This window comes from Floridaenema aerugineum BLCC-F46, from assembly GCF_041929345.1.
In the GTDB taxonomy this organism is placed as follows: domain Bacteria; phylum Cyanobacteriota; class Cyanobacteriia; order Cyanobacteriales; family Aerosakkonemataceae; genus Floridanema; species Floridanema aerugineum.
In genome coordinates, this window is the sequence record NZ_JBHFNQ010000146.1 from 43,517 (window position 1) to 66,646 (window position 23,130).

Below are 23,130 nucleotides of genomic sequence, written 5' to 3' on the forward strand. Positions count from 1 at the left end.
TCACTAATTACAGAGGATAGCAGGTGGTTAATTTAGGAATCTCCGAACCATGTTCGACGATCCAACCACTTCGCAGGTTTGCACTTTTATTCTGCCATTCAATTGTGAAATCTAAGGTATAACGTTGTCCAAATTCATCCTGTCTTCCCAACTGCGCTTCATGAGTTTTGACAACTTCCAACAAAATTTCACGTAATTCTTCCGCATTTTCAGCTGTCATCCCCAGAATTGACATAAAAAGCCGAGCTTTGTGTTTGCCATCATCATGTTCAGGATTAAGGCAGTAGTCACGAAGCTTACGAATATTAACCACTGCATTGTTTGCATTTGGGATGAGCATAGAAAAATATTGTAGCAATTGCGGCGATCATGTTAGCGATCGATCTACCTGTGGAAATGATTTTGTTTGTTGTGGGGGGAGGGCGATCGTATTCTTGCATTATCTTATACAGCAAAGGATACTCAATATACTTTTACTTCATCAGATTATTTATTAACTCATCAACTTGTAGAAGTCCTTGAATGATTTGTTTTACTGTATTGACTTCAGTTGCGGGGTCTGGTGGTTGATTGGTTCTATAAGTTGTAGCAGAGGAATGCGCTACTTGACCTCTTTGTTCTCCAAATGTATTCATAGTAGCTAGTAAGGAAGAATCCAGGTCATCACTATCTATGCCTATTGGTAAAAGTAACGCCAAAATATTGGCTTCTTTGACTCCATGATTCTCATCAATAACTCGTTTAAAAGATTTGATGGCTAAATCTAATTTCTTGTCTATTTTTACTTTTTCTTCAGGATGCGTTCTACTCCCCCTAGTTGGAGTGAGCGTTGAAGGAGGTTTATCCATAGACTGACCAGAGAAGGCGATTAAGCAAATTAAAGTTCGATGTGCCTTGCGTGAGCTATCCCAATTTCTTTTTACATTAAGAACTACTTCCCAAACTCTCTCCTCAAGATAAGACTCTATTTCAGCATGAGCTAGCACCCTATATGCAAGAGTTCTAGCTAACTGTCTCTCAGAATAGAAACCTGTAGGACTGATACTAGGAATAAATTGCTTTTTTAATCTATTGAGTTCTTTGCATAAAATACGAAACCTAGCAGATTTTGGCATACTCAAACGTGAATTTACCTTAAACTATCAAATATAATGCGGTTATCAACGAGTTTAGGAACGTTAAAATCAATATTTAAAACTCTTAATAAAGCTTTACCCCATAATGAAAGGCGTGTATAAGTTTCACGAATGTTTTGTGTTGTAACTTCAACAGATTTTTTGAATTCATTATTAGCACACAACTCCTTAAAAGCTTCTTCTACTCCTGATTTATTATTTTCAGCAGCTTGTCTAATAACCGGATCTGAAAAATAAAAAACCATTACATCTAGAATTGCTCTATTGAACTGAGAACGATAAGTTTGTTTTGTGTTTAACCACATACGAGAAAAACTTTTTTCTCCAAATATATCGATAGTTGCTTGTACTGCTTTTTCAAACTGGTCAATTGTATTTATGATATCGCTTGATTTTTTCTCCCAGTCTCTATTAAGAACTTTGCACGTCATATCAAGAAATGCTTTTAGATCGCTACGATATTCAGAAAGAAAATAATGAAATGCTACGTAGCGTAATAACAATTCAACATCACGCATCCGAAAATCAGGATTATTGGACTTGAATATTTTTCTTAAAGCTTCACTCCTAATTGATTGATCATCCAGAAAATTAATAAAAGGACCCGGATGTAGTGCTTGCCTTAATTCTTGTGGAGATAATGGAGTACTTTCTACATTAAGACGCAAGAATATCTTGTACAAAAAACTTTCACTGTGCCAATTTCGGATCAGTGTAGTACGAATAGTTTGATTATCTAAATTATCTAGTTCCGAGCTAAATAATAAATTATTCTTTAACTCCTCGTATGTTTGATTATTAAGTTCAGGCCGGAATTCCAAATTTTTCAAAGCAAATCCATTATTCGGAGTTTCACTTCTTCCATAAAACTGAAGAATTGTTAAAAGACGTTGTTTGCCGTCAAGAACAATAAATTTACCATGTTTTTCGCCATCCGTAGCTAATACTATTTGTGGAATAGGGAATCCAAGAATTAGTGATTCTATGAATCTACTTTTACGAATTAAATTCCAAGCATCTCGTCTTTGAAATCTTGGATTTAATTTAATATTTTCGCGAACTAACTGATTAAGAATAGTTTCTGTTGTCCAGTCTGTTCCAGATACGACAATTCCTGCAATCTCCTTTAGCTCTGATTGTCGCTTTGCATCAGTGCTTTCAATCTCCTCATCATCATCTTCATCAAAGAAACTTACTTCTTCTTTTTCTACAAGTTCTAGTTCATACATGATTGTAATCTAGTTGAAGGATCTAGGTCTAAACAGGATATAGATCTGTATTAACTAAGTATATTCGATCTGACGAGTTAAGGTATAAAAGTCTGGTTTACCGATTACTCCCTCTCAATCATTACCATACACTCTCTACTCATCGTGCAAACCCTGTATCGCTTGCCATAGTCTTTCGGGTGTTATTGGTAATTGTTTGAGTCTAATTCCGGTAGCATTTGCAACAGCATTGACGATCGCAGGAGCAACACAATTAATCACCACTTCCCCTACTCCTTTCGCTCCAAAAGGCCCATAAGGATCTGATTTTTCAATGAAATAAACTTCTATTGGTGGCACATCTTTGGCAAGGGGTAAGCGATAGCTGCGAAGGTTGGGATTGATGATTTTTCCTTGTTCATCGAAGTGCAATTCTTCGGTTAAAGCATACCCTAATCCCATCACTATTCCGCCAATTACTTGCCCTTCACAAATGCGCGGATTAATCGCTTTGCCAATATCAATTGCTTGGACGCAACGCAATATTTTAATTTTTCCGGTTTCTGTATCTACTTCTACTTCTACTCCTAGAACTGCAAAAGTTAGCGTAGAACGTTCTGCTGCATATTCTGATTCTGCTACTAATGGTCGATCGCTGAGTTTAGCTAAAGTTTCTAAGTCTATCTCTTGATTGATTGAAGTATTTTTTGATTTAATTAAAATGCCGTTTAATTCCAATTTTTCGGGGACAATTTGCCAAATTTCGCTAACCTTATTTAATAACAATTCCTGTAAGTTTTGGGCGGCTAAAATTACCGCTTGACCTGAAATGTAGGTAGTAGCAGAAGCATAAGAACCTGCATCAAAAGGAGTTTCTTTGGTGTCGCTAGCAATAATATCAATTTGGTCGAAAGTTGTATTTAAAACTTCGGCGGCGATTTGTCTTAAGGTAGTTTCTGCGCCTGTACCAACATCTACTGCACCAGTTCTTAATTCATATCGACCATTTTCTTTAAGTGCAATTTTCACTTTTGCTGTATGGATTTTGGCTAATCCACTTCCTTGCATGGCGACGGCAAAACCTACTCCTTGGCGCAAATGTCCGTTAACTTTTGGCGGAGTTCCTGGTTGATATTTTAATACTTCAGAGACTTTTGTTAATGCTTCATCTAATCCACAACTACCGACTATTTTGAAATGTCTTTCTACTCCTAATAGCAGGGAATCTTCGGTGTTAATTAAATTTTGTCGCCGGAACTCTAAAGGATCTAATTGCAATTTTTCGGCTATTTCATCTAATAAACATTCCATTGCAAAAAAGCCTTGGGTTGCTCCATAGCCGCGAAATGCTCCGGCTGGCATTGTGTTAGTATAAACTGAGCGACCGTGAAATTTTTGGTTAGGACAACGATACAATCCTAATGGCATTGTTCCGGTGAGGAAAATTACTTGTGTGCCATGATTTCCGTAAGCGCCTGTGTTGGCGATCGCATTCATTTCCACAGCAGTTAAACTACCATCTTTTTTCACCCCAATTTTTAGGTGAACCTTCATCGCATGGCGGCTATTTGTAGCAGTAAATTCCTCATTGCGGGTAAACGCCCATTGCACAGGACGACCTGTTTTTAATGTTGCTAAAACACAGAGATCTTCGCTTAAAATTTCTTGTTTATTACCAAAACCTCCGCCGATATGGGCTTTATAAACTCTGACTTTCTCTTTAGGTAAATTGAAAATTTGCGCGAGGAGTCGTTGACAGTGAAAGGGAACTTGTGTGCTAGATCTAACTACTAATGTGCCATCTTCTTCTAACCAACTTGTGCTAATATGAGGTTCTAAATGTGTATGTTGTACTGCTGGTAAGTCGTAGGTATTTTCTAATATTAAATCTGCCTCTGCGAATCCCTTAGCTAAATCACCTTTTTCAATCAATACTTCCCCAGAAATGTTATTTTGTGCATCATGAATTTGATAAGATTCCGGTTCATCATGAATTATAGGAATTGGTGGTTTTGTTAACTCCCCAATCCCCAATCCCGTAGGACAGGCATCCTGCCTGTCATCCTTAAACCCCATTTCTTTCACCTTTTCACCCATTGCTAATACTGGGTCAATTACATGAGGTAAAATTTCATAATCTACTGTGATTAATTGACAAGCTGTTTGGGCAATTTCCGGTGTTTCTGCGACTACTGCGGCAATGCGATCGCCAATAAATCGCACTTTATTATCTAACAAATAATGATCGTGTGGATCGGGTACAGGTTCGGCGTGTCCGGCAGTTGTGTAAGGAATTCTGCTAACATCTTCATGGGTAAAGATTGCGTGAACTCCGGGTAATTCTTTTGCTTTGGTGGTGTCAATTTTGCGGATTCTGGCGTGGGGGTGTGGCGATCGCAAAACCTTTAAATGCAATGTTCCTTCTGGTGCCCAATCTGGGGTATAAATTGGTTTTCCAGTAACAATTTCATAACCATCTTGTTTGGGAATACTTTGTCCTATTTGGGAGGTTGACAGGCAGGATGCCTGTCCTACAAGATTGGGGGAATTATTTAGATTTTTGCCTTTTTTGATGCTTTCAACTATTGCTTGATATCCAGTACAGCGGCAGAGATTTCCATCCATTGCGGCGCGAAGTTCTTGTTCTGTGGAGAAGTCTAATTTTTCGGCGGACATAATCATTCCGGGGGTACAAAATCCGCATTGAAATCCTTGTTCGTCGATAAATGCTTGCTGCATTGGGCAAAGTTCGCCGTCTTTTGCTAGTCCTTCGATGGTTGTTATTTGGGTGTTGTTAATACGATGGGCGGGAAAAATGCAGCTATGAACTGGTGTTTCGTTCACCCAAACTGTACAACTTCCACAGTCTCCTGTTTCGCAAACTTTATGAGTTCCCATCCATCCTTGTTGGCGAAGTAAGGTTAGTAAACTAGTGCCGGGAGGACAAGTAATGTTATAGTTTTGATTGTTAATTTGGAATTTTAGAGGCATTTTTTTGAACCGCGAAGACGCGAAGGACACGAAGAAAGAGAAGAAAGAGAGAGTTTTATAATAAATTTTAAAATTGTAGCGATCGCTTCATCAAAATTTGGGTAATATGTTGGCGATAGGTGTTGGATGCAGTTGTATCGTTGAGATAATTGGTTAATGGAATTGTTTCATTAAGTTTTTGGGTAATTTCAGTTATTGGGGGAATTTGTGCAAATTCAATTAATTTGGGTGAGGGTATACAACCGCTAATTGCAAATTTGATTTTTTGGGTATTTGGATTGTAAGCGGCGACTACTGTTGATATGGCAAGTCCGGCGGAAGTTAGACAAATTCTTTGGTAGTTAGTTTGTAGTTCTAAGTTTTCTTTGGGAATGAATATTTTTCGCAAAACTTCTCCTGGTTTGAGGATTGTTTTTTTGATTCCTGTTTGAAATTGTTTGGCGGAAATCCAATAAGGTTCGCCTGATAAAGGGAGTATTTGATATTTAGCGTCTAAGAGTATCATTACTGGCGCAAAGGTTCCTGCTGGTATTGCTAAACAAAGGTTTCCTCCAACTGTGGCGACGTTTTGAATTTTGAAAGATGCTAATTCATTAACGGCGCTTTTTAATGCTTTTACTGATGTCCAATTTTCGGGGAAGTTGTAGTTTAATAATTGACTCATTATACAAGTTGCGCCAATTGTTAAACCTTCGGAGTTAATTTCTATTTCTGACCATCCCAAGTTTTGCAGGTCAACTAAGGTGGTAATTTCTGGTTGCGGTTCGCTGAATAACCAAGTACCTCCAGCTAACCAACTCCATCCACTTTTCCAGTTAGTAATTTCTGCTAAATTTTGAGGAGTAAGAAAAGTTTCTATGTTGGGTAAATCCATCTTGTGATTTAGATTAACTTCCTCGATATGTGCTGTATGACCAAGGTGATGTTAGTAGTGGAACGTGATAATGTGCTTGGGGATTTGCGATGCCAAAACGAATGGGAATTTGATCTAAAAATAGCGGTTTTGGTAAGTCTTTTAAGTGGTGATTGAAGTATTCGCCAACGTGAAAGACTAATTCGTAAATTCCCTGCTGAAGTTCGCCCTCAATTAAAGGTGAATCTGTGCGTCCATCTTGGTTGGTACGAATGGTTTTTAAAAGAGTTTTTTCGTTGGTTTCTGGTGTTATTGACCAAAGTTCGATCGCCAAATCTCGCGCCGGACAACCTTGTGCTGTATCTAAAACATGAGTAGTTAATTTACCTGCCATAACATCTGTGTTTATCTGTGTTTATCTGTGGTTTAAAAAACTCATTAATGCAACGGTCCTCCTAAAATAGTTTTGCTAATAGCATTAGTAACATCTAAAGGACTTTCTTGCCGTAATTGTTGATACCATTGCTGAGTAATTTCCGGTTCTTTACCGTGAATTTGATCCGCACGTTTTCGCGCTTTCAAAACGATCGCATTAGCCCGTTCTTTGCGTTCCTTTTCGTATCTTTTTAGTGCATCTTCCACACTGATATTTGTTGTTAAAAGATAGTGAGTTAACACTTCTGCATCTTCCATCGCTTGACAACCTCCTTGTCCTAAGTCGGGTGTGGTAGTATGGGCAGCATCTCCCAGTAAGGCAACTCTACCACGCACAAAAGTATCTATTGGGCCGATATCATGAATTTCTAATCGATTAGTTTCTAAGGGATTAATCTGTTTAATTAAGTTTTGCACAACTTGAGGCCAACCTGAGAAAAAATTAGCTAATTCTTTTTGTATTGCTTCCGGTGGGGTAGATGTGCCTTTAGGTAATGGTACATCGAAAAAGAAGTAAAAGCGATCGCCCCCCACTGGCATCATTGAAGCGCGTTTGTGTTCGCCAACATAAATCATCCAAGTGTTTTTCGGTGCTAAATCTTCACTCGCTTTTACTAATCCATTCCAGTTAACATATCCAGCATAACGAGGTTCAATTTCTGTTCCTAAAATGTAAGGGCGCAAGGTAGAACGCACGCCATCAGCAGCAATTAATAAGTCTCCTGTTGCTGTATTTCCATCTTCAAAAATTGCAGTAACGCGATCGCCAAAATCTTCAAATCCTACACATTTGCTACCTAATTTAACTGTGCCGGGAAATGCTTCTAACAGCATTTGTTGTAAGTCTGTTCTAGCGACTGGGTAAGGGCGTTGTCCAACTTCTTTTATTAATGGTTGCAGGCTAATATCGTTGAGTAATTCATCTTTATAACTACGATATTGCATCTGATTCATTTGTCCGCCAATGGCAGCCATTTTATCACCAAGTCCTAATTTGTTGAGAACTTTTACGCCGTTTGACCAGAGGGAAATCCCTGCACCTGCGGGGCGTAGTTCTTTTACTTTGTCATATATTTCGACTTGGTAGCCCGCTTTTTTTAGGGCTATTCCTGTTGTTAATCCGCCAATACCAGCGCCAATGATTATGATTTTTAGATTGTACATTTTTTTGAACCGGACTAAAATATTTGCGATTTTTATGCTTTCAGTCCACTTCAGTGGACTTGAACTATTAGCCTGCGAATTGATTCGCAGGCGGGTGTTGGGACTGATGCAAAATCTGAGTTGAATAAATTTGATCTAATTGTAGGAAAGTTTGTAGTAATACGTTGGTTCCTTGGGTACATTGTTCGGGTGTGGTGTGTTCTTTGGGAGAGTGACTAATCCCTTCGATGCTAGGAACAAATATCATTCCTATGTCGGTGAAACGTCCGATTTCTTGGGCATCGTGTCCGGCGCGACTGGGTAAAATATGATGGGATAATCCTAGTCGATCGCAGGTGTTTGCGATCGCTTTTACAATCTCAACAGCTGCTAAAGTTGGATCTACCCACAAATAAGGTTTTAAAGTAATTTTGGTTTGAGTACCAGAGGCAATTTCTATTAATTCTTGTTCTAATTTGGTAATTAAATATTTAACATGATCTGCTGATAAATCTCGGATATCAACACTCATTTCTACTTGTCCTGGTACAATGTTGGTAGCGTTAGGAAATACGTTAAATTTGCCGACTGTTGCTACTTGATTTCCCGGTATTTTTGTGCCTAAATCGTTGACTGCTAGGACAATTTGGGAAGCTGCAACTAAGGCATCTTGGCGCATTTCCATTGGCGTAGTTCCGGCATGATTGGCTTTTCCAGTAACAGTAATCATTCCCCGATATGCGCCAACAACGCCTTCAACTACTCCAATTTGTTTGTTGAGATTGTCTAAAATTCCCCCTTGTTCAACGTGCAATTCTATGTAGGCGGCTATATCAGATCGATCGCGTTTTGCCCTCCCCAATTTATCCCAATCTCCCCCAATTTTTGCTAAACTTTCTGCAATAGATTTACCATCAGCAAGGCGATAATTTCCCAGATCATTATTAGCTGTTCCCGCCATTGCTTTACTACCAATCATTGTACTTTCTTCATCAGTGAAAACAATTACTTCGATCGAATGTTCCAATCTAATATTATTCTCCTTAAATGTTCTCACTATTTCGATTCCCGCTAACACACCTAAAGCGCCATCATAACGACCTCCATTAGGTACAGTATCAATATGAGAACCTGTTGCTAAAGCCGGAAAATTTGCCTGTTTTCCCTCATAACGTCCAATAATATTTCCGGCTGCATCAATGCGAACATTCATCCCCGCTTCCCTCATCCAATTGAGCACTAAATTACGCGCAGCAATATCTTCTGGACTAAAGGCAATTCGCGTTACTCCGCCATCAGCAACTTGACCAATTTGGGCAAGTTTTTCTATACTTTGGTTAAGGCGATCGCTATTAATAAACAAAGCGGAAGCTATCATTATTATTGTTACCTGCAAAAAGTAAAACTAAATGACAAATGACCAATAACTAATAACACTTTTTAACCTGTTACTTTCCCACTATCTTGTTTATATGCCGCCCAACCTCGATAATGAGAAATATCAGGCCAATTGTATTTTTCTACTAATTCTTGAGGATAAAGCATCGCAGTTAAAGTTTCGCCATCTTCTAAAATTACATCCCCCGGATACATATTTGGCGGTTCATTAGCTAACAGATATTCATATTCCTCTTGTGTCATTTCATAAACCTCCCCCGGAATACTAATTCCCCCTGTTTCCACTTGGTAAATTGCCGGATGCCAACCATTACCCTCTGCGTGTAAACGATACAAAGCTTGGGTTTTTGCAGGTTTAATAAACTTGGCATTTTGCAAATTCCCGTGATCCGGTTGTCCCCTTAAAGCAGAACCACAAATAAAAATTTTTTTCATCTTACTATTATTTTGAATCATTAACAATTCTAAGTTTACTTGCTATATACAAATTTAGCTTAATAATTTTTGTAATTTATAATACTTTTTTATGAAACCGCAGAGACGCAGAGGACACAGAGGAAGAAATGAGGAATTAGAAACTTTTTAGAGAGGAAAGAAGAAATAGTTTCTTACTAAATCTCTCTCTTCTTCTTTCCTTCGTGTCCTTCGTGTCTAAGTGCTACGCACCGCTACGCGAACGTGGTTCAAAAAAAATTGATTTAGGAAATCAGAACCTTTAAATCTTCCATCATCACTGCTAAAAGATTCACATTATCAACCTCCATTGCTACCCAAGCATTAGCACCAACTTTCGTCTTATTCCGACTATCAAACAAAGTCTTTCCTCTAGTCCATTCCCCCTTAGTTTCAATCATCACCTCAGCGCGACGAAACAGCAAAGTTTCAGGATAAAATAGATAAGCTAAAGTCGCAGCATCATGCACCAAAAAACCTTCTTTACCTTGCATTTCTCGAAAAGCAAGGGCAGTTTTAGTCATAAACTCACACAGGGAAACTATAAACTTAGAAATCTCACTTTCTGGATTAACTTTACTAACTTGTTTAGCCATTTCCTGAGTAAAAATTAGCTTCTCAGTTACATCAATTGGAATAACTACAATATCATCTCGACTAGCGAACACTGTCGCCGCAGCTTCCACATCATAAGCAATATTAAATTCTGCTTCTGGTCTAATATTTCCCGGAACTTTAAACGCACCTCCCATAATGATAATTTCCTTAGCATTTTTCAGAATACCTGGGCATTTTTTCTCGGCAGATGCTAAGTTGGTTAGAGGTGCGATCGCAACAACAACAATCTCCCCCGGATTAGCCTGCAACTTCTCAATTAAAATATCATCAGAATAAACCGCATCTTCATAATTAACATCAATTTCCGGCAAAGTATGTGACAGATTTCCCATCCCATCAGCACCATGAATCCCCCCTGCATCTTCCAGATCCCTTTTTGATCCCCCAATCACACCTTTGCCAACTTCTATTGCTGGAAAACCTGCTAATTTCAAAAGTTTACTAGCACCTGCAAAAGTGTATCTTGCATGAACATTTCCATCTACTGTAGTCACAGCAACTAGTTCCGCAAAACCCTGTTTTACTAAACTCAATAACCACAGCAAAGCAAAAGAATCATCCCCGCCGGGATCGGTATCAAGAATAATTTTAGGTTTAGTTTTTTGGGTAATCATATTAATTTATTACTTCAGCTTTTCCGCCGCAACTTTAACTACTTCTTCAAAAACCTTTAACTCTGTATAATAATTTTCCGGTGTTATTTGCTGACTTCTCAACTCTCCGCCACTGACGATAATTGCCGCTTGTAACATTAAATTATCTACCATATCAAAATGCTCGATCGCCATTCCCCAATTATCTAAATCAGCAGAAATTTGCGGAATCCTGTCAGCAAACAAACGCCCATCATTAGTGTAACCAAAAACAGGCTTTCCTTGCGCCGTCATATAACCCATTTCAAAAGCCGTACCCACATCCATACTTGACCCCCGAAACGGAGTCATATTAGCAACTATTAAATCACAACTATCCATCAATTGAATGTTACTTTTATAAATCGCAACACCCGCCTCTTTCGGAGACAAATGGGTTAAATTTAGATTATTATCGAAAGGAAACATCCCGATAAAACCATACTTTTGGCAAATCTCTTGTTTCGCCTTAGCAGCTTTCATCGGCTCGAGTAAAAATACATCAGGCCCAGCAAGATAAATTCGCATAATTAAACTCCTAAACATGAGTATAATCGTCTTCGGCAGCATCAACATGGATCTCGTCACCCGGAGTCCTCGTTTACCAGTTCCCGGCGAAACTCTCCTGGGTTATGATTTTTTTACCGCACCTGGAGGTAAAGGCGCAAATCAAGCAGTTGGTAGCGCACTTTTAGGCAGAACTACTTATATGATTGGGCGTGTTGGTAATGATAATTTTGGACAAGAATTACTGACATCTTTAAAAGTTGCAGGTGTGCAAACTGACTCAATTTTAATAGATGATACTACAAGTTCTGGGGTAGCAGTAATAGCTGTTGACGATCGCAGCGAAAACACAATCATAGTAGTTCCCGGTGCCAATGGCAAAGTTAACCATACAGATGTCGAAAGATTAGAAAAATTCTTACCCAATGCCAGCGTTTTATTATTACAATTAGAAGTTCCCATTCCAGCAATTATCGCCGCCGCAGAAGCCGCAAAAAAAGCCAAAGTAAAAGTAATTCTCGACCCCGCACCAGCACCAGAAAAATTACCTGATGAACTCTACTCTTTAACTGATGTAATTACCCCAAATGAAACCGAAGCAAGTCGATTAGTAGGATTTGAGATTTCTCATCAAGAAACAATGACAAAAGCAGCCGAAATTCTGCTCAGTCGGGGTGTAAAAATTGTCGTATTAAAACTAGGAAGTAGAGGAGTCTTTTGTGCCACTGCTTCCGAAAATTTTATGCTACCAGCTTTTCCAGTAAATGCGATCGATACTGTAGCTGCTGGTGATGCTTTCAACGCAGCAATGGCAGCAGCTTTTGATAGTGATTTATCCTTAAAAGAAGCGATTAAATGGGGTGCAGCAGCTGGCGCTTTAGCCACAACTAAAAAAGGCGCACAACCATCCTTACCAAACAAAGAAACCTTTGAAGGTACGTTGTTGCGCTTCAGCGCTACAGAAGAGCGCTAAAGCGCAACAACGTACCTTTTTTCTAGACAGTAATTGTGTGAATTTTCATGAAATTAGTGCCTCCAGCACGCTGCATTGGAATCCCACCCATAACCAAAATTCGATCGCCAATCGCAGCCATTTTCCGTTGTACCAAAAAAGTTTCCGCCTGCCAAAGCGCATTTTCAAAAGTCTCCACCTCGTACTCCAACAACAAAGGAGTCACACCCCAAATTAAATTTAAACGGTGGTAAACCTTTATATTATGCGTTAGAGCAATTACAGGTGCTTTCGGACGTTCTGCTGAAGCAATTAACGCCGTATAACCTGTACTTGTAAAAGCTACAATACAGCGTAATGGTAAAGTCTTGTCAATGGAATTTAGCGCCTCACTTAAAGCATGAGTTTCATCACTTTTAGCTGCCGGATTATTTTCAAATTGCAAATCTTTTTCCACTTCATAAGCTATCCGTGCCATCATTTCTACTGCTTCCACAGGATAGCTTCCCACCGCAGATTCACCAGATAGCATAACCGCATCCGTTCCATCAATAATTGCATTAGCAACATCACTTGCTTCTGCACGAGTCGGACGAGGATTATTAATCATGCTATCTAACATTTGGGTAGCAGTAATTACCGGAATACCTTTGCGATTACACATCCGAATAATTCGCTTTTGTAAAAGCGGCACTCTTTCAGGACTCAGTTCTACACCCAAATCACCCCTTGCTACCATCAAACCATCACATTCATTGACGATTTCTTCTATATTGGTAACTGCTTGTGGTTTTTCAATTTTGGCAATTACAGGGATATCTGCACCCTTAGCAGCTAATATTTCTTTCAAGATGCGAACATCTTCTGCTTTACGTACAAAGCTCAAAGAAATCCAATCTACTCCTTGGGAAATTCCAAACTCTAAATCTTGTTTATCTTTGTCAGTGAGAGAAGGTAAACGTAAATTTAAGTTGGGGAAATTTACCCCTTTGCGGTTTTTCAGAATCCCGCCTTTAATCACTTCGCATACTACTGCATTTCCTGAAATCTCTTTAATTCTCAGTTCCAAAAGTCCGTCATCCAAAAGCACTTGTTCGCCTGGATTGGCATCGGCTGCTAAATCAGGATAATCAATAGGTATCGTATCAATTTTATCTTCATACTCGGAAATGGGTACAAGTGTAACTTTTTCCCCCTCAATTAAGCCCATTGCCCCATTAGACAACAGACCTACCCGAATTTTTGGCCCTTGTAAGTCTTGCAGAATTGTAATCGGCGTGTCTAATTTTTCCGAAATATTTCTCAGCAGAGAAACTGTGCGTCCGTGATCTTCATAGCTACCATGAGAAAAATTTAGTCTCGCAACGTTCATCCCTGCTTTCACCAGTTTCTCAATTACTTCTGGCGTGTTGCTAGCAGGGCCAAGAGTGGCAACGATTTTAGTGCGGTGAGGTATTTTGGGCATAATTTGAGATTGCTTTTTCTCTACAAAAAGTCCAGTATTTTTTTTGTTAAGTAGCAGACAAATTTGAGTTAATGTCTGTGGTTTCAATACTCATGATTTGTCATTATGAAGCATATCTTTAAAACCTTAAGGCAATTTTAAGGTAAGGTAAGATTTTTCCCTTTTTCTACTATATTGTCAGCTGCTTTTTGTAATCATAGTTACCTTATGGGCTGTGCAAGTAGTTTTTGCTAGATCATTGTAGCGAAGAATTAAATTTAAAACACTGGGAATTTTTCCCCCTTTGGCATGAGGACATTCGATTTTAGATTTTAGATTTTAGATTTTAGATTTTAGCTTCACCTCAGAGATAAATCTGGAACTGCTCAACTTAGCATTCAGTTATATCATAAAGAAGAACCTGATTAACTATTGGTAAGATGCTAAAAAACTTTTTCCTGTTTATTAAAGAACTTTTCATCGCTCGATGGCGAGGGTTACTACTGTTATTTTTAGGAGTCTATTTACCTTTACAAAGTTTTATGTTGTTGGCAGTCCAAGTTAGAGAAAATGCTGAGGGTTTTCCTTGGGATCAACCTATTTTGCTAGCAATTCATCAGACATCAAGAAGACAATTGGATCTCTTAGCTGTCAATTTAACGAAATTCGGTTCTATTAAAATTGTTTTCCCGATCGTACTGCTAATTTCCCTAATATTATTGTTTCAGAAACAGTGGCGATCGCTCACATTTTTACTCACCACTGCTACAGGCGCTACTATCATTAATCGCACCGCCAAAGAAATCATGCACCGAGTCCGTCCCCATCTTTGGCAATCACCCGCCCCCGAATTAGATTATGCTTTTCCTAGCGGTCACGCTATGACCAGTATGACTTTAATCGCAGCTTTAGTAATTTTAACTTGGGGAATTATTTGGTGTTTACCAATACTGATTTTTGGCAGTTTATTTGTTGTCGCTATTGGCTGGACTCGCTTATATTTAGGCGTACATTTCCCCAGCGATATTTTAGCAGGTTGGACGGTTGCGATCGCTTGGGCAATTGGAGTCAGTTTACTAATAAAGCCACAATTACCAAAAGTAATTACTACCTCACAGCCAAACATCCCTTCCGAAACTTTTTTACTTCCTGAAGAACAAGAAGCTATCAATCAAGATTAACAGCCAACAAAACATAAATTTTAACTTTAACTATCCGTTTTGAGCAAGTTTGGTATAGTTAATTAATCATCAGGATCGATAACAGCTTTGCTCAATTCCTATTAAATATTTCAATCATTTCCTTAACGACACCATCAGCTACCGACGCTTAGTTTGGAAGTAGCGTCGCTAGCCTCCTATTACCATTTCCCACCCATCGGAAAAAAAACTAATAATAATCAGATTCGGGTTCGGGTAGTGGTAATTCAAAATTTGATGGATCGTAAATATAACGAGTCGCTTCTTCTTCTAGACGATGAATGTGATACGGCTCTAAAGCGCTACTTTGGCGTAAAGCTGCTAAATAGCCGTCCAAATAAAGCCGTAAACTATCGAATCTGTAACCCCGATTCCACATTTCAACTAGGGAATCAGTAAGTTTCTGGTAATGGCGAATTGTTTGTGTGTCCTGTAGCATAATAGTCGGTTGAAATCTACTGTTTTCCTAAATAAATTGACGAAAACGGTCAAAGATGTGTTTTTTTCTGGTTTATTGATTAGGATAACTGAGTTTTTCCTTTTGTCCACACTATCTAGAAGCAGATAATTTGGCGATAGGTGTAATGAGTAAAACAGTATCTTAAAGTAATGTCAATCCTTTTTACCAAAGCTTCCCTAAAATTTTAGATGTCAGGCTTATTCTAAATTTGCGGTTCTTCCTCTGGAACTGATCTGGCTCGATGGTAAACCAGTAATTTGTCTTTGAGTAACAACTAATGTATAATAAACCCTTGGCATTCTATTTAGCAGAAGTTACTGGTTGTTTAAAATTTGTGGATGCCCCACAGATTTGCTAGGTTGACAAAACCAGAAATGTTGAATTGTTTAAGGTGCAAGTAGCGAGCGATTCTATCTGAATCACTCTCATGTTTTTATTTTAACTTCATTTATCCACCTATCTAGACCTAAAGATTATGTCTTAGGGAAGTAGTATAACCGGAAAACAAGGTGTAGTGCCGCTAGCAAGTAATTAGAAAAAAGAATTGAAGATATGTTAAAGATTTGGCATAAATTGAGTAAGGATTTCATGAAAGAGGAGAATGATTAGATTCTGATAGCCTTTTGAGAATTATTCTTGTTCAAGATGCAAAGACTAGTTGATTTTCGGCAATAGTAGAAGGCGATTAGTATAACTGGGATAGCAGTAACATTCGTTACAAAAATTGTCAGCATTTCCTGCTAATTTGAAGTTCGCTAAAGCCAAGGAAGGCAAGCATCTGTGGCATCAGTTAGTGTTCAAATAGTTGAAAGTAATCCGCATCTGCGATCGCTACTTGGCTGGCACTTACAGCAGGTAGGATATCGCGTCTATCAAGCTGCCAGCCTCTACCAGGCGCGAGAAGTTTTTCATCTACGTCAACCGACGTTAGTAGTTCTCGATGCCGAACTTCCCGACGGCGATGGCTTAGAATTTTGTCGCTGGTTATTGCGCCAGCACCAACCTTACATTCTCATGCTATCTGCACGGAACACAGAAGCCGATATTGTCGCGGGATTAAAAGCAGGCGCAGATGATTATTTAACCAAACCCTTTGGAATGCAAGAATTTCTCGCCAGAATCGAAGCCTTGATTCGGCGCAATCGAATGAACATTCCCCCAGCATACCTGGATTATGGCGACTTAAAAATCGACTTGGTACAGCGGCGAGTACGTTTCCAAGAAGAGTTAATCGATTTAACACCTCAAGAATTTAGTCTGTTATACGTTTTGGCACAAGCCGGAGGACTACCATTAAGTCGTTCCGAATTATTAAACAGAGCTTGGCCCGATGCAATAGATAATCCCCGAACTATTGATACCCACGTCCTTTCCCTACGGAAAAAACTGGAAACCGACCCCCGTCAACCGAGTATTATTCAAACTATCCGCAATGTTGGCTATCGGTTTAACCCAGAGTTTCTTAATGGTTATAATTCTGGGCAAGACAACTCAGATCAAAATGGAGTGGAGGAACAGCGACGCGGAACAACCGAAAGGGGATTTTCTCAGCCAACCGCTGCTAATCAACCCTTACCAATTAGCAAATGATTGGGGACTGGTAAAGTTTTGAGTTTTGAGTTAATTAATTTCCCAAGAGTCCCAAGAGTCCCCTTGTCTCCCAGTCCCCAGTCCCCAACTTACCATTCTTCTGCTTCTCGCCGTTCCAAGTCAATAAAAGTTTGGCGCAGTTGTTTCCAGTCAAGTTTCTCGCCTGGAGTAAATTCGACCAATTTTCCTTGCTGTAAATGTAAAACCTTGGTAGAAAACTGTTGTGCTAGTTCTAACTGGTGATTGACCATGAGAATGGTTGTACCAAATTCTTGGGGAATTTGGGTAAGAAGTTGGATCAGGTAAGATGCACGACCGGAATCTAATGCGGAAGTTGGCTCATCTAGGAGTAAAATTTTAGGTTGGATGACTAGGGCGCGTGCGATCGCAACCAGCTGTCTTTGTCCCGCTGAAAGTTGAATTTCCGTGCGATTTTGCCAATCTTCGGGAATATGTAATCTCTCCAGCCAATAAATTAGCCTTTCCTTAATCTGCGTCGTTGGAAAACCCCGCAACAACAAAGGATAACTTATCGTCTCCTGTACCGTCATTCCCAAAAGTTTCGCCTCTTGCAAAACCAAAGTCACTTGCTGACGCAGTTGGGTAGGCGGTATTTGGCGAATATCCTGATTTTCGAGTAAAATCTTCCCACTACTCGCCTCATTTAAACGATTTAACAACCGTAACAGCGAAGTTTTCCCCGCACCAGATGGCCCAACTATCGCAACTCTTTCCCCAGCCAACACCTCAAAAGAGATATCCTGAAGCAAAACACCCATCCCTACCGTCGCCGCCAAACTGACTTGGGAAACTTGTAATTGCGGAATTTTATTTGGGGATGCGCTCATAAATAAATCTCTGGCTAAAATCAGTCATTCTCTATACGATTCCACTCACCAAACTATTCTGGGTTACTAATCATCATAAGGGTTAAGCTTAAAACAAATTCATATCTGGTTTCCCCCATGTACGAGGAATTCCCATTTCCTTAATCTTGGAAATTGCTTCCTGCAAAACTGAAAGTCCTGGATGTTGTTGTTCGGAGAACCAAAAAGTATCGCTACTAGGTATTGAAAAGCCATAAGGCGATTGAACAAAATCTTTTGGACATCTGGCTATTTTGGCATAAGTCAAGCAATCTAAAATGGCTAGTATAGAAAATTGCGGAGCTTTACTAGACTCATCTCTAGTTTTTCCAACCCAGGCTATTCTATCTCCTGGATAGATATCAAAAACATCTGTTAAAAATCCTTGAATAGCTCGATCTGATGCCAGTTCTGAGGGATCATCACAGGGACGGTTAGTTAATAAAAACTGATCGCCGTATTCACAATTCCACAAATCCACAATGTCTAATTCATTTGAAATGAAAGGATTTTGGTATCTAGTCACAAGAATGGTGAAATATTATCATATACCAAACCCAAAACTTCCACACCGTAATGTCTTCCGTTAATTGTAACTGCCTCTGTAATTCCTTGACGTTCCAAGCGCTCACTGAGAATAAAATCTTCATTATACTTGGTCTTCAGTTTAATAATCTTTCCCTCAATTCCATTTGCTCCTAACCACTGCATTATTGCCCTAACACAGTCATCACATTCATAAAGGTTAAATTTAGCAATGATTTTGCCAATTTCCTGAAAAATTTCCTCTTTAGATAACTCACTCACTCCCCACACCAATAAAATTAGTATCTGTTTTCATATCGGCACAGATTGCCGTATTTTTGTAAATACAACAATCTGTAAATACCTCTGGCAAAAATCAGTTATCCCATCTGTATTTATCTGTGTTTATCTGTGGTTAAAAAATAGGATTCGGATTTTTGCTAGAAGTCTAATAATGGGAAAAGATATTTCCTGTAGAAACAGCTGTCCAGATTGTCCAAATATCAGCTAAAAATAGGATCAGCGTACATACTAACAAAATCAAATACATCCAAGGTTGAGCCAAAGGTCGGACATCTTGGGTATCAATACCCGTCTTCGCTTCTACCAGTTTGACCATTCTGGCAAATCCTACCACACGCATGGGCAACAAAAACCCTTGACCGGAATTATTCAGGAAATAATAAACTATTCCCCCTTGTCCGGTAGTACGCATTTTCAATTCTTTAACATCTGTCCAAGGTAACAACCAACCTTTGCGGAGAAGTTGGGGAAACCATTTTGGGTAAGTGACTTGAATGCCATGATTATCCAAAATCACTCTTTCACTTAAAGCACCATAAACTGCAATGGCTCCGATCGCAATCCCCACCCAAAGTAACACAGGTGGTACAGGTGCATCTGTCACATGAGCCAAAAACGGCAGGGGAATAGTCAGTGCGATGTACAAACTCAACAAGGTGAAACGGATGAGGGGAGAAATGCGAAAGACGGAAACTTCGGAAGTTTGGTTTGTTTGTGTTGTTAGTTGATTCACGGGATTTGCTGAGATAGGAAAAGTGCGATGCTTTTCTTAATAATTTAACCTTGTGTTATACTCAAAGAACAATAGCAAGATGAAATTGTTGTGTAGATGCACAATTTTAGTAATTTTTCCCAAATCCAAGCTTTGATGTTAATTACAAACTGTTCCTAGATACCAGGCTAATTTTTCCCCTTTTACTTCAATTATGCTTCTTGGTTGACCAGCTTTTAAGCAATCATCTTATCCCAGTTTTCAATCACGCAGACTTGCACCCTAGCGTGACTGAGTAAGCGTTTGATGATATGAAGTGGCAGAGTACTAATTTTATAGTTCTGCTGTGGCTCTTGGCGAAGTTGACACATTTGCTCACAATAGCGATTAGCATCCGTTTGCTTCAAGAATACTAAGGCGTAATTACCTTGTTGTGATTTCTCGATGACGGGTAAACCTTTTTCCCCAACCACGAAAAAACTTGATTTTACGGGAGAGTAAGACATCTTTGCACGCCTGAAAGTTTTTCCCTACTTTTCTTTCGGTATATTCACTGAAAAATAGTATGAGGTAAATCTATCTACAGATAGATAGGGAAAGTTGTCTCAGTGTATACGCTTGAGTGTTTGTTCGGAGATCGGGACGGCTGCTAGGGCAAATACTTCTGTACAACGCTCCAGCCAGTCAGGGTAACTAACAGGAATCCTACCAATAGCACAATATTAGTACCAACGTGAAGATATCTTACCCAAGGTCTGCGGGGGCTGATTTGAGTAGCACTGCCAGCAGAAAGTAATACTAGGGCTACGACTGCTAAGCCAATTGGTAAGTGTGGCGAATGACCTAAACTGCCGTAGTGACCCAAAGTGCCGATAATGCCGATCGCTAACAATAGTAATACCAAAGCGACCATTAAACCACCAATCAGGTAATGAAATGGTCGCAGCCAATCAGGGCGCTGTTGCCTGAATATACGAGAATAAAACATCCAAACACCGCTCATCCCTAGCAGCAAATAAGCTGTTAAAGACAACCCCATTGACCAAGCAGCAATTTTCCACAACCAAATAAAATCCGGTAAATTCAAGGTAAGACACCAAAATTCAATACATTGGGAAGGTTTCGCTCTTCAGTATTTTTCACATAATGTCGAGCTTGTTTAGCTTTCCCAGTATTAATTATGGCGCTTACCTTGATTAACTAAAGTGTTATCGAAAAGAAATTTTTATCTAGAGTTAGGTAAAGTATTAGTATTTAAAACACTACTACCTCTGAAGTTTTACTAATTCCTTCTCTGAACTTTGAGTAGTAGCATCTTCTCCCATTTCTGGATCTTCGCCTTCTGATTCATTTAGTTCCATATCGATGCGGAGAGTTATACAAGGTATTTTATCTGACAAAATTGCGCTAGCCATCATACCCGTATGAACCTCAAGTAAACCTTGTGGCATAGATTCAAAGACTAGTCTTTGTCCGGGAAAAACTACTCGTTCAAAGTGCCAATTTGGAATGTTGCTAATCCGTACAACCTGTATTTTACTAGTTGCATTGACATAGCAACAAACGATGCCATTTTTGTAATTAGATGGTAGGGGATCAAGAATTTGAGCCATAGGTACTGCGGAGATTTGTCAGAAAATGGGTTACATTATCTAGATTAACACTTGCGATCCCAGGAATTTGTAAATCCGACTACCAACCCCATGAATTCCGTAAATTTTTACTTTAAATATTCTTTAAATCTCTCTCTGGTGCAGTCATACAAATATTATTTTTGTAATTGTATTTATTATTGCTATTTTGTTTATGTATAATTTTTGGTTATTATTAAAATAATTTTGAATTATAACACAGAAACATAAAATGAGTGAGAATGAGTGAGAAATAATGTAGCCAAAGCTGCTGTTCGGGAGGCTAGGAAAGCAAAAATCTCAGATGAGTTGCTGAATTATGAGTGGAAGCAGTGTTATCGTAAAGTTATGTAAAAATAATAGCATTTATCTAAAATTGCCCTGAGCGCCTGTGCAAATTTCTTGCTTAGGAAAGCCAGAGAAATCCTTAACTAGAGAGAGTCGCAGGATGAAAACTCGCATACTCTATGTCCGTCTCCCTTGTAATCCCATTTTTCCGATTGGGGTTGTCTACTTAGCAGATCATGTGCAAAAGTTGTTTCCGACGGTGGAACAGCGGATATTTGACCTGGGAACAGTACCACCCTTAGATTTTGGTTCGGCGTTGGATGCTTGTGTCGATGAGTTTCAGCCGAACTTGCTGGTATTTTCTTGGCGCGACATTCAAATTTATGCGCCAGTGGGAGGTAGAGGGGGAAATCCTTTACAAAACGCCTTTGAGTTTTATTATGCGAAAAATCCCCTGATTAAATTACGGGGGGCGCTTGGTGGGTTGCGGGTAACTACGGCGTACTATACTGAACTGTGGCGCAACTTGGGTTTAATTAAGCGGGGATTGAAACGGGCGCAGCGGTATAATGCTAATGCCCGATCGATCGTTGGTGGTGGTGCAGTCAGTGTCTTTTACGAACAGTTAGGGAAAAGCTTACCCAAAGGAACGATCGTTTCTGTGGGAGAAGGAGAAGGACTGTTAGAAAAACTGTTGCGCCAACAAGATATTAGCGGGGAAAAGTGTTACGTTGTGGGAGAAAGTGCGCCGCGAGAAAGACTAATTCACGAAGCACCCGCTAACATTGAAAAAACCGCTTGCAATTACGATTACATCGAAAAAATTTGGCCTGAGTTCCAATATTATCTTCAAGATAGAGACTTTTACATTGGCGTACAAACTAAGCGAGGTTGTCCGCACAATTGTTGCTACTGCGTTTACACAGTAATTGAAGGTAAACAAGTCCGCATTAACCCAGCGGATGAAGTTGTCGAGGAAATGCGACAATTGTACGATCGAGGAATTCGCAATTTCTGGTTTACCGATGCTCAATTTATCCCCGCCCGCAAATTCATCGACGATGCCATTGAATTATTACAAAAAATCGTCGATTCTGGCATGAAAGATATTCATTGGGCAGCATACATCAGAGCCGACAATTTGACACCCGAATTGTGTGACTTGATGGTAAAAACCGGAATGAACTATTTTGAGATCGGAATTACCAGTGGTTCCCAAGAACTAGTGCGAAAAATGCGAATGGGCTATAATCTTCGCACAGTCTTACAAAACTGCCGAGACTTAAAAGCCGCTGGATTTAACGACCTAGTTTCAGTAAACTATTCCTTTAACGTCATTGACGAAACCCCAGAAACGATAAGCCAAACCATAGCTTACCATCGGGAACTAGAGCGAATTTTTGGGGAAGATAAAGTTGAACCAGCCATATTTTTCATTGGGTTACAACCCCACACCCATTTAGAAGAATATGCCTTCAAAAATGATATCCTCAAACCAGGATACGATCCCATGAGTTTAATGCCTTGGACAGCAAAAAAACTCCTGTGGAACCCCGAACCTCTCGGTTCATTCTTTGGCGAAGTTTGCTTGCAAGCATGGCGACAAAACCCCGATGACTTTGGGCGCGAAGTCATGCGAATTTTAGAACAAAGACTCGGTTGCGCCGACTTAGAACAAGCACTAACCTCGCCAATTGAACGTACCGAAAAACAACTACTCAAAGTCTAATAAAATCGAGTAAGGTGGGCATCAACCCACCCTACCTCCAAAAACTCTCTTTCAAAA

The 23,130-nt window shown here is 39.4% G+C and carries 24 protein-coding genes; 4 read left to right on the forward strand and 20 right to left on the reverse strand.

The annotated features are described in order from the left end of the window. Window positions 1-7: 7 nt before the first annotated feature. The 11 genes from ACE1CC_RS19375 to ACE1CC_RS19425 all read right to left on the reverse strand — a co-directional run bounded on the left by ACE1CC_RS19375 (window position 8) and on the right by ACE1CC_RS19425 (window position 11,395). A complete protein-coding gene (locus tag ACE1CC_RS19375) occupies window positions 8-340 on the reverse strand; it encodes a DUF6883 domain-containing protein (protein WP_413272071.1) in 333 nt (110 codons plus the stop codon). A 133-nt stretch (window positions 341-473) separates the two neighbouring features. After that, complete coding sequence (locus ACE1CC_RS19380) at window positions 474-1,115, reverse strand: HEPN domain-containing protein (RefSeq protein WP_413272072.1); 642 nt, start codon at window positions 1,113-1,115, stop codon at window positions 474-476. A gap of 14 nt (window positions 1,116-1,129) precedes the next feature. Further along, entirely contained in the window at window positions 1,130-2,365 is a 1,236-nt protein-coding gene (locus tag ACE1CC_RS19385) for a DUF262 domain-containing protein (RefSeq protein WP_413272073.1), read from the reverse strand. A 135-nt stretch (window positions 2,366-2,500) separates the two neighbouring features. Then, window positions 2,501-5,335: a molybdopterin-dependent oxidoreductase gene (locus ACE1CC_RS19390; RefSeq protein ID WP_413272074.1), complete on the reverse strand. Its 2,835-nt coding sequence runs from the start codon at window positions 5,333-5,335 to the stop codon at window positions 2,501-2,503. A 67-nt stretch (window positions 5,336-5,402) separates the two neighbouring features. Beyond that, on the reverse strand, window positions 5,403-6,209 hold the full coding sequence (locus ACE1CC_RS19395) for an FAD binding domain-containing protein (protein WP_413272075.1): 807 nt from the start codon (window positions 6,207-6,209) through the stop codon (window positions 5,403-5,405). Between the two features lie 13 nt (window positions 6,210-6,222). After that, window positions 6,223-6,582 (reverse strand): hydroxyisourate hydrolase, encoded by a 360-nt coding sequence (gene uraH / locus ACE1CC_RS19400; RefSeq protein ID WP_413272076.1) that lies wholly within the window; start codon window positions 6,580-6,582, stop codon window positions 6,223-6,225. A gap of 44 nt (window positions 6,583-6,626) precedes the next feature. After that, entirely contained in the window at window positions 6,627-7,787 is a 1,161-nt protein-coding gene (hpxO, locus tag ACE1CC_RS19405) for an FAD-dependent urate hydroxylase HpxO (protein WP_413272077.1), read from the reverse strand. Window positions 7,788-7,854: 67 nt separating this feature from the next. Next, window positions 7,855-9,144, reverse strand: coding sequence for a Zn-dependent hydrolase (locus ACE1CC_RS19410; protein WP_413272078.1), 1,290 nt, complete (start codon window positions 9,142-9,144; stop codon window positions 7,855-7,857). Between the two features lie 62 nt (window positions 9,145-9,206). After that, complete coding sequence (locus tag ACE1CC_RS19415; RefSeq protein WP_413272079.1) at window positions 9,207-9,599, reverse strand: allophanate hydrolase-related protein; 393 nt, start codon at window positions 9,597-9,599, stop codon at window positions 9,207-9,209. 263 nt (window positions 9,600-9,862) lie between these two features. Beyond that, complete coding sequence (locus tag ACE1CC_RS19420; protein WP_413272080.1) at window positions 9,863-10,849, reverse strand: nucleoside hydrolase; 987 nt, start codon at window positions 10,847-10,849, stop codon at window positions 9,863-9,865. A 9-nt stretch (window positions 10,850-10,858) separates the two neighbouring features. Continuing rightward, a complete protein-coding gene (locus tag ACE1CC_RS19425; protein WP_413272081.1) occupies window positions 10,859-11,395 on the reverse strand; it encodes a nucleoside 2-deoxyribosyltransferase in 537 nt (178 codons plus the stop codon). A gap of 16 nt (window positions 11,396-11,411) precedes the next feature. On the opposite strand from ACE1CC_RS19425, the gene rbsK reads away from it, so the two are divergent. Then, window positions 11,412-12,347: a ribokinase gene (gene rbsK / locus ACE1CC_RS19430; protein WP_413272082.1), complete on the forward strand. Its 936-nt coding sequence runs from the start codon at window positions 11,412-11,414 to the stop codon at window positions 12,345-12,347. A gap of 22 nt (window positions 12,348-12,369) precedes the next feature. On the opposite strand, the gene pyk is transcribed toward rbsK, so the two are convergent. Beyond that, on the reverse strand, window positions 12,370-13,791 hold the full coding sequence (gene pyk / locus ACE1CC_RS19435; RefSeq protein ID WP_413272083.1) for a pyruvate kinase: 1,422 nt from the start codon (window positions 13,789-13,791) through the stop codon (window positions 12,370-12,372). Window positions 13,792-14,210: 419 nt separating this feature from the next. On the opposite strand from pyk, the gene ACE1CC_RS19440 reads away from it, so the two are divergent. Beyond that, window positions 14,211-14,951, forward strand: coding sequence for a phosphatase PAP2 family protein (locus tag ACE1CC_RS19440; protein WP_413272084.1), 741 nt, complete (start codon window positions 14,211-14,213; stop codon window positions 14,949-14,951). A 208-nt stretch (window positions 14,952-15,159) separates the two neighbouring features. On the opposite strand, the gene ACE1CC_RS19445 is transcribed toward ACE1CC_RS19440, so the two are convergent. Continuing rightward, window positions 15,160-15,408 (reverse strand): DUF6761 family protein, encoded by a 249-nt coding sequence (locus ACE1CC_RS19445; RefSeq protein WP_413272085.1) that lies wholly within the window; start codon window positions 15,406-15,408, stop codon window positions 15,160-15,162. Between the two features lie 801 nt (window positions 15,409-16,209). Here ACE1CC_RS19445 and ACE1CC_RS19450 point away from each other — a divergent pair. Beyond that, the gene (locus ACE1CC_RS19450; protein WP_413272086.1) at window positions 16,210-17,019 is read left to right on the forward strand and encodes a response regulator transcription factor; all 810 of its coding nucleotides are present in this window, start codon (window positions 16,210-16,212) and stop codon (window positions 17,017-17,019) included. 89 nt (window positions 17,020-17,108) lie between these two features. On the opposite strand, the gene ACE1CC_RS19455 is transcribed toward ACE1CC_RS19450, so the two are convergent. The 7 genes from ACE1CC_RS19455 to ACE1CC_RS19485 form a co-directional block, all read right to left on the reverse strand. Then, window positions 17,109-17,867 carry an ABC transporter ATP-binding protein gene (locus ACE1CC_RS19455; RefSeq protein ID WP_413272087.1) on the reverse strand — a complete coding sequence of 253 codons (759 nt, stop codon included), beginning with the start codon at window positions 17,865-17,867 and terminating at the stop codon, window positions 17,109-17,111. A gap of 88 nt (window positions 17,868-17,955) precedes the next feature. After that, a complete protein-coding gene (locus ACE1CC_RS19460) occupies window positions 17,956-18,411 on the reverse strand; it encodes a hypothetical protein (protein ID WP_413272088.1) in 456 nt (151 codons plus the stop codon). Further along, on the reverse strand, window positions 18,408-18,692 hold the full coding sequence (locus ACE1CC_RS19465; RefSeq protein ID WP_413272089.1) for a papain fold toxin domain-containing protein: 285 nt from the start codon (window positions 18,690-18,692) through the stop codon (window positions 18,408-18,410). The genes ACE1CC_RS19460 and ACE1CC_RS19465 overlap by 4 nt, the downstream gene beginning before the upstream one ends. Before the next feature lie 166 nt (window positions 18,693-18,858). Beyond that, window positions 18,859-19,446 carry a hypothetical protein gene (locus ACE1CC_RS19470; protein WP_413272090.1) on the reverse strand — a complete coding sequence of 196 codons (588 nt, stop codon included), beginning with the start codon at window positions 19,444-19,446 and terminating at the stop codon, window positions 18,859-18,861. A 215-nt stretch (window positions 19,447-19,661) separates the two neighbouring features. Continuing rightward, on the reverse strand, window positions 19,662-19,931 hold the full coding sequence (locus tag ACE1CC_RS19475; RefSeq protein WP_413272091.1) for a hypothetical protein: 270 nt from the start codon (window positions 19,929-19,931) through the stop codon (window positions 19,662-19,664). A 143-nt stretch (window positions 19,932-20,074) separates the two neighbouring features. Beyond that, window positions 20,075-20,512, reverse strand: coding sequence for a DUF4079 domain-containing protein (locus tag ACE1CC_RS19480; protein ID WP_413272092.1), 438 nt, complete (start codon window positions 20,510-20,512; stop codon window positions 20,075-20,077). A gap of 178 nt (window positions 20,513-20,690) precedes the next feature. Continuing rightward, entirely contained in the window at window positions 20,691-21,038 is a 348-nt protein-coding gene (locus ACE1CC_RS19485; RefSeq protein ID WP_413272093.1) for a DUF1830 domain-containing protein, read from the reverse strand. 466 nt (window positions 21,039-21,504) lie between these two features. Here ACE1CC_RS19485 and ACE1CC_RS19490 point away from each other — a divergent pair, with 466 nt between their 5' ends. Further along, window positions 21,505-23,073, forward strand: coding sequence for a photosystem II high light acclimation radical SAM protein (locus ACE1CC_RS19490; protein WP_413272094.1), 1,569 nt, complete (start codon window positions 21,505-21,507; stop codon window positions 23,071-23,073). Window positions 23,074-23,130 lie beyond the last annotated feature (57 nt).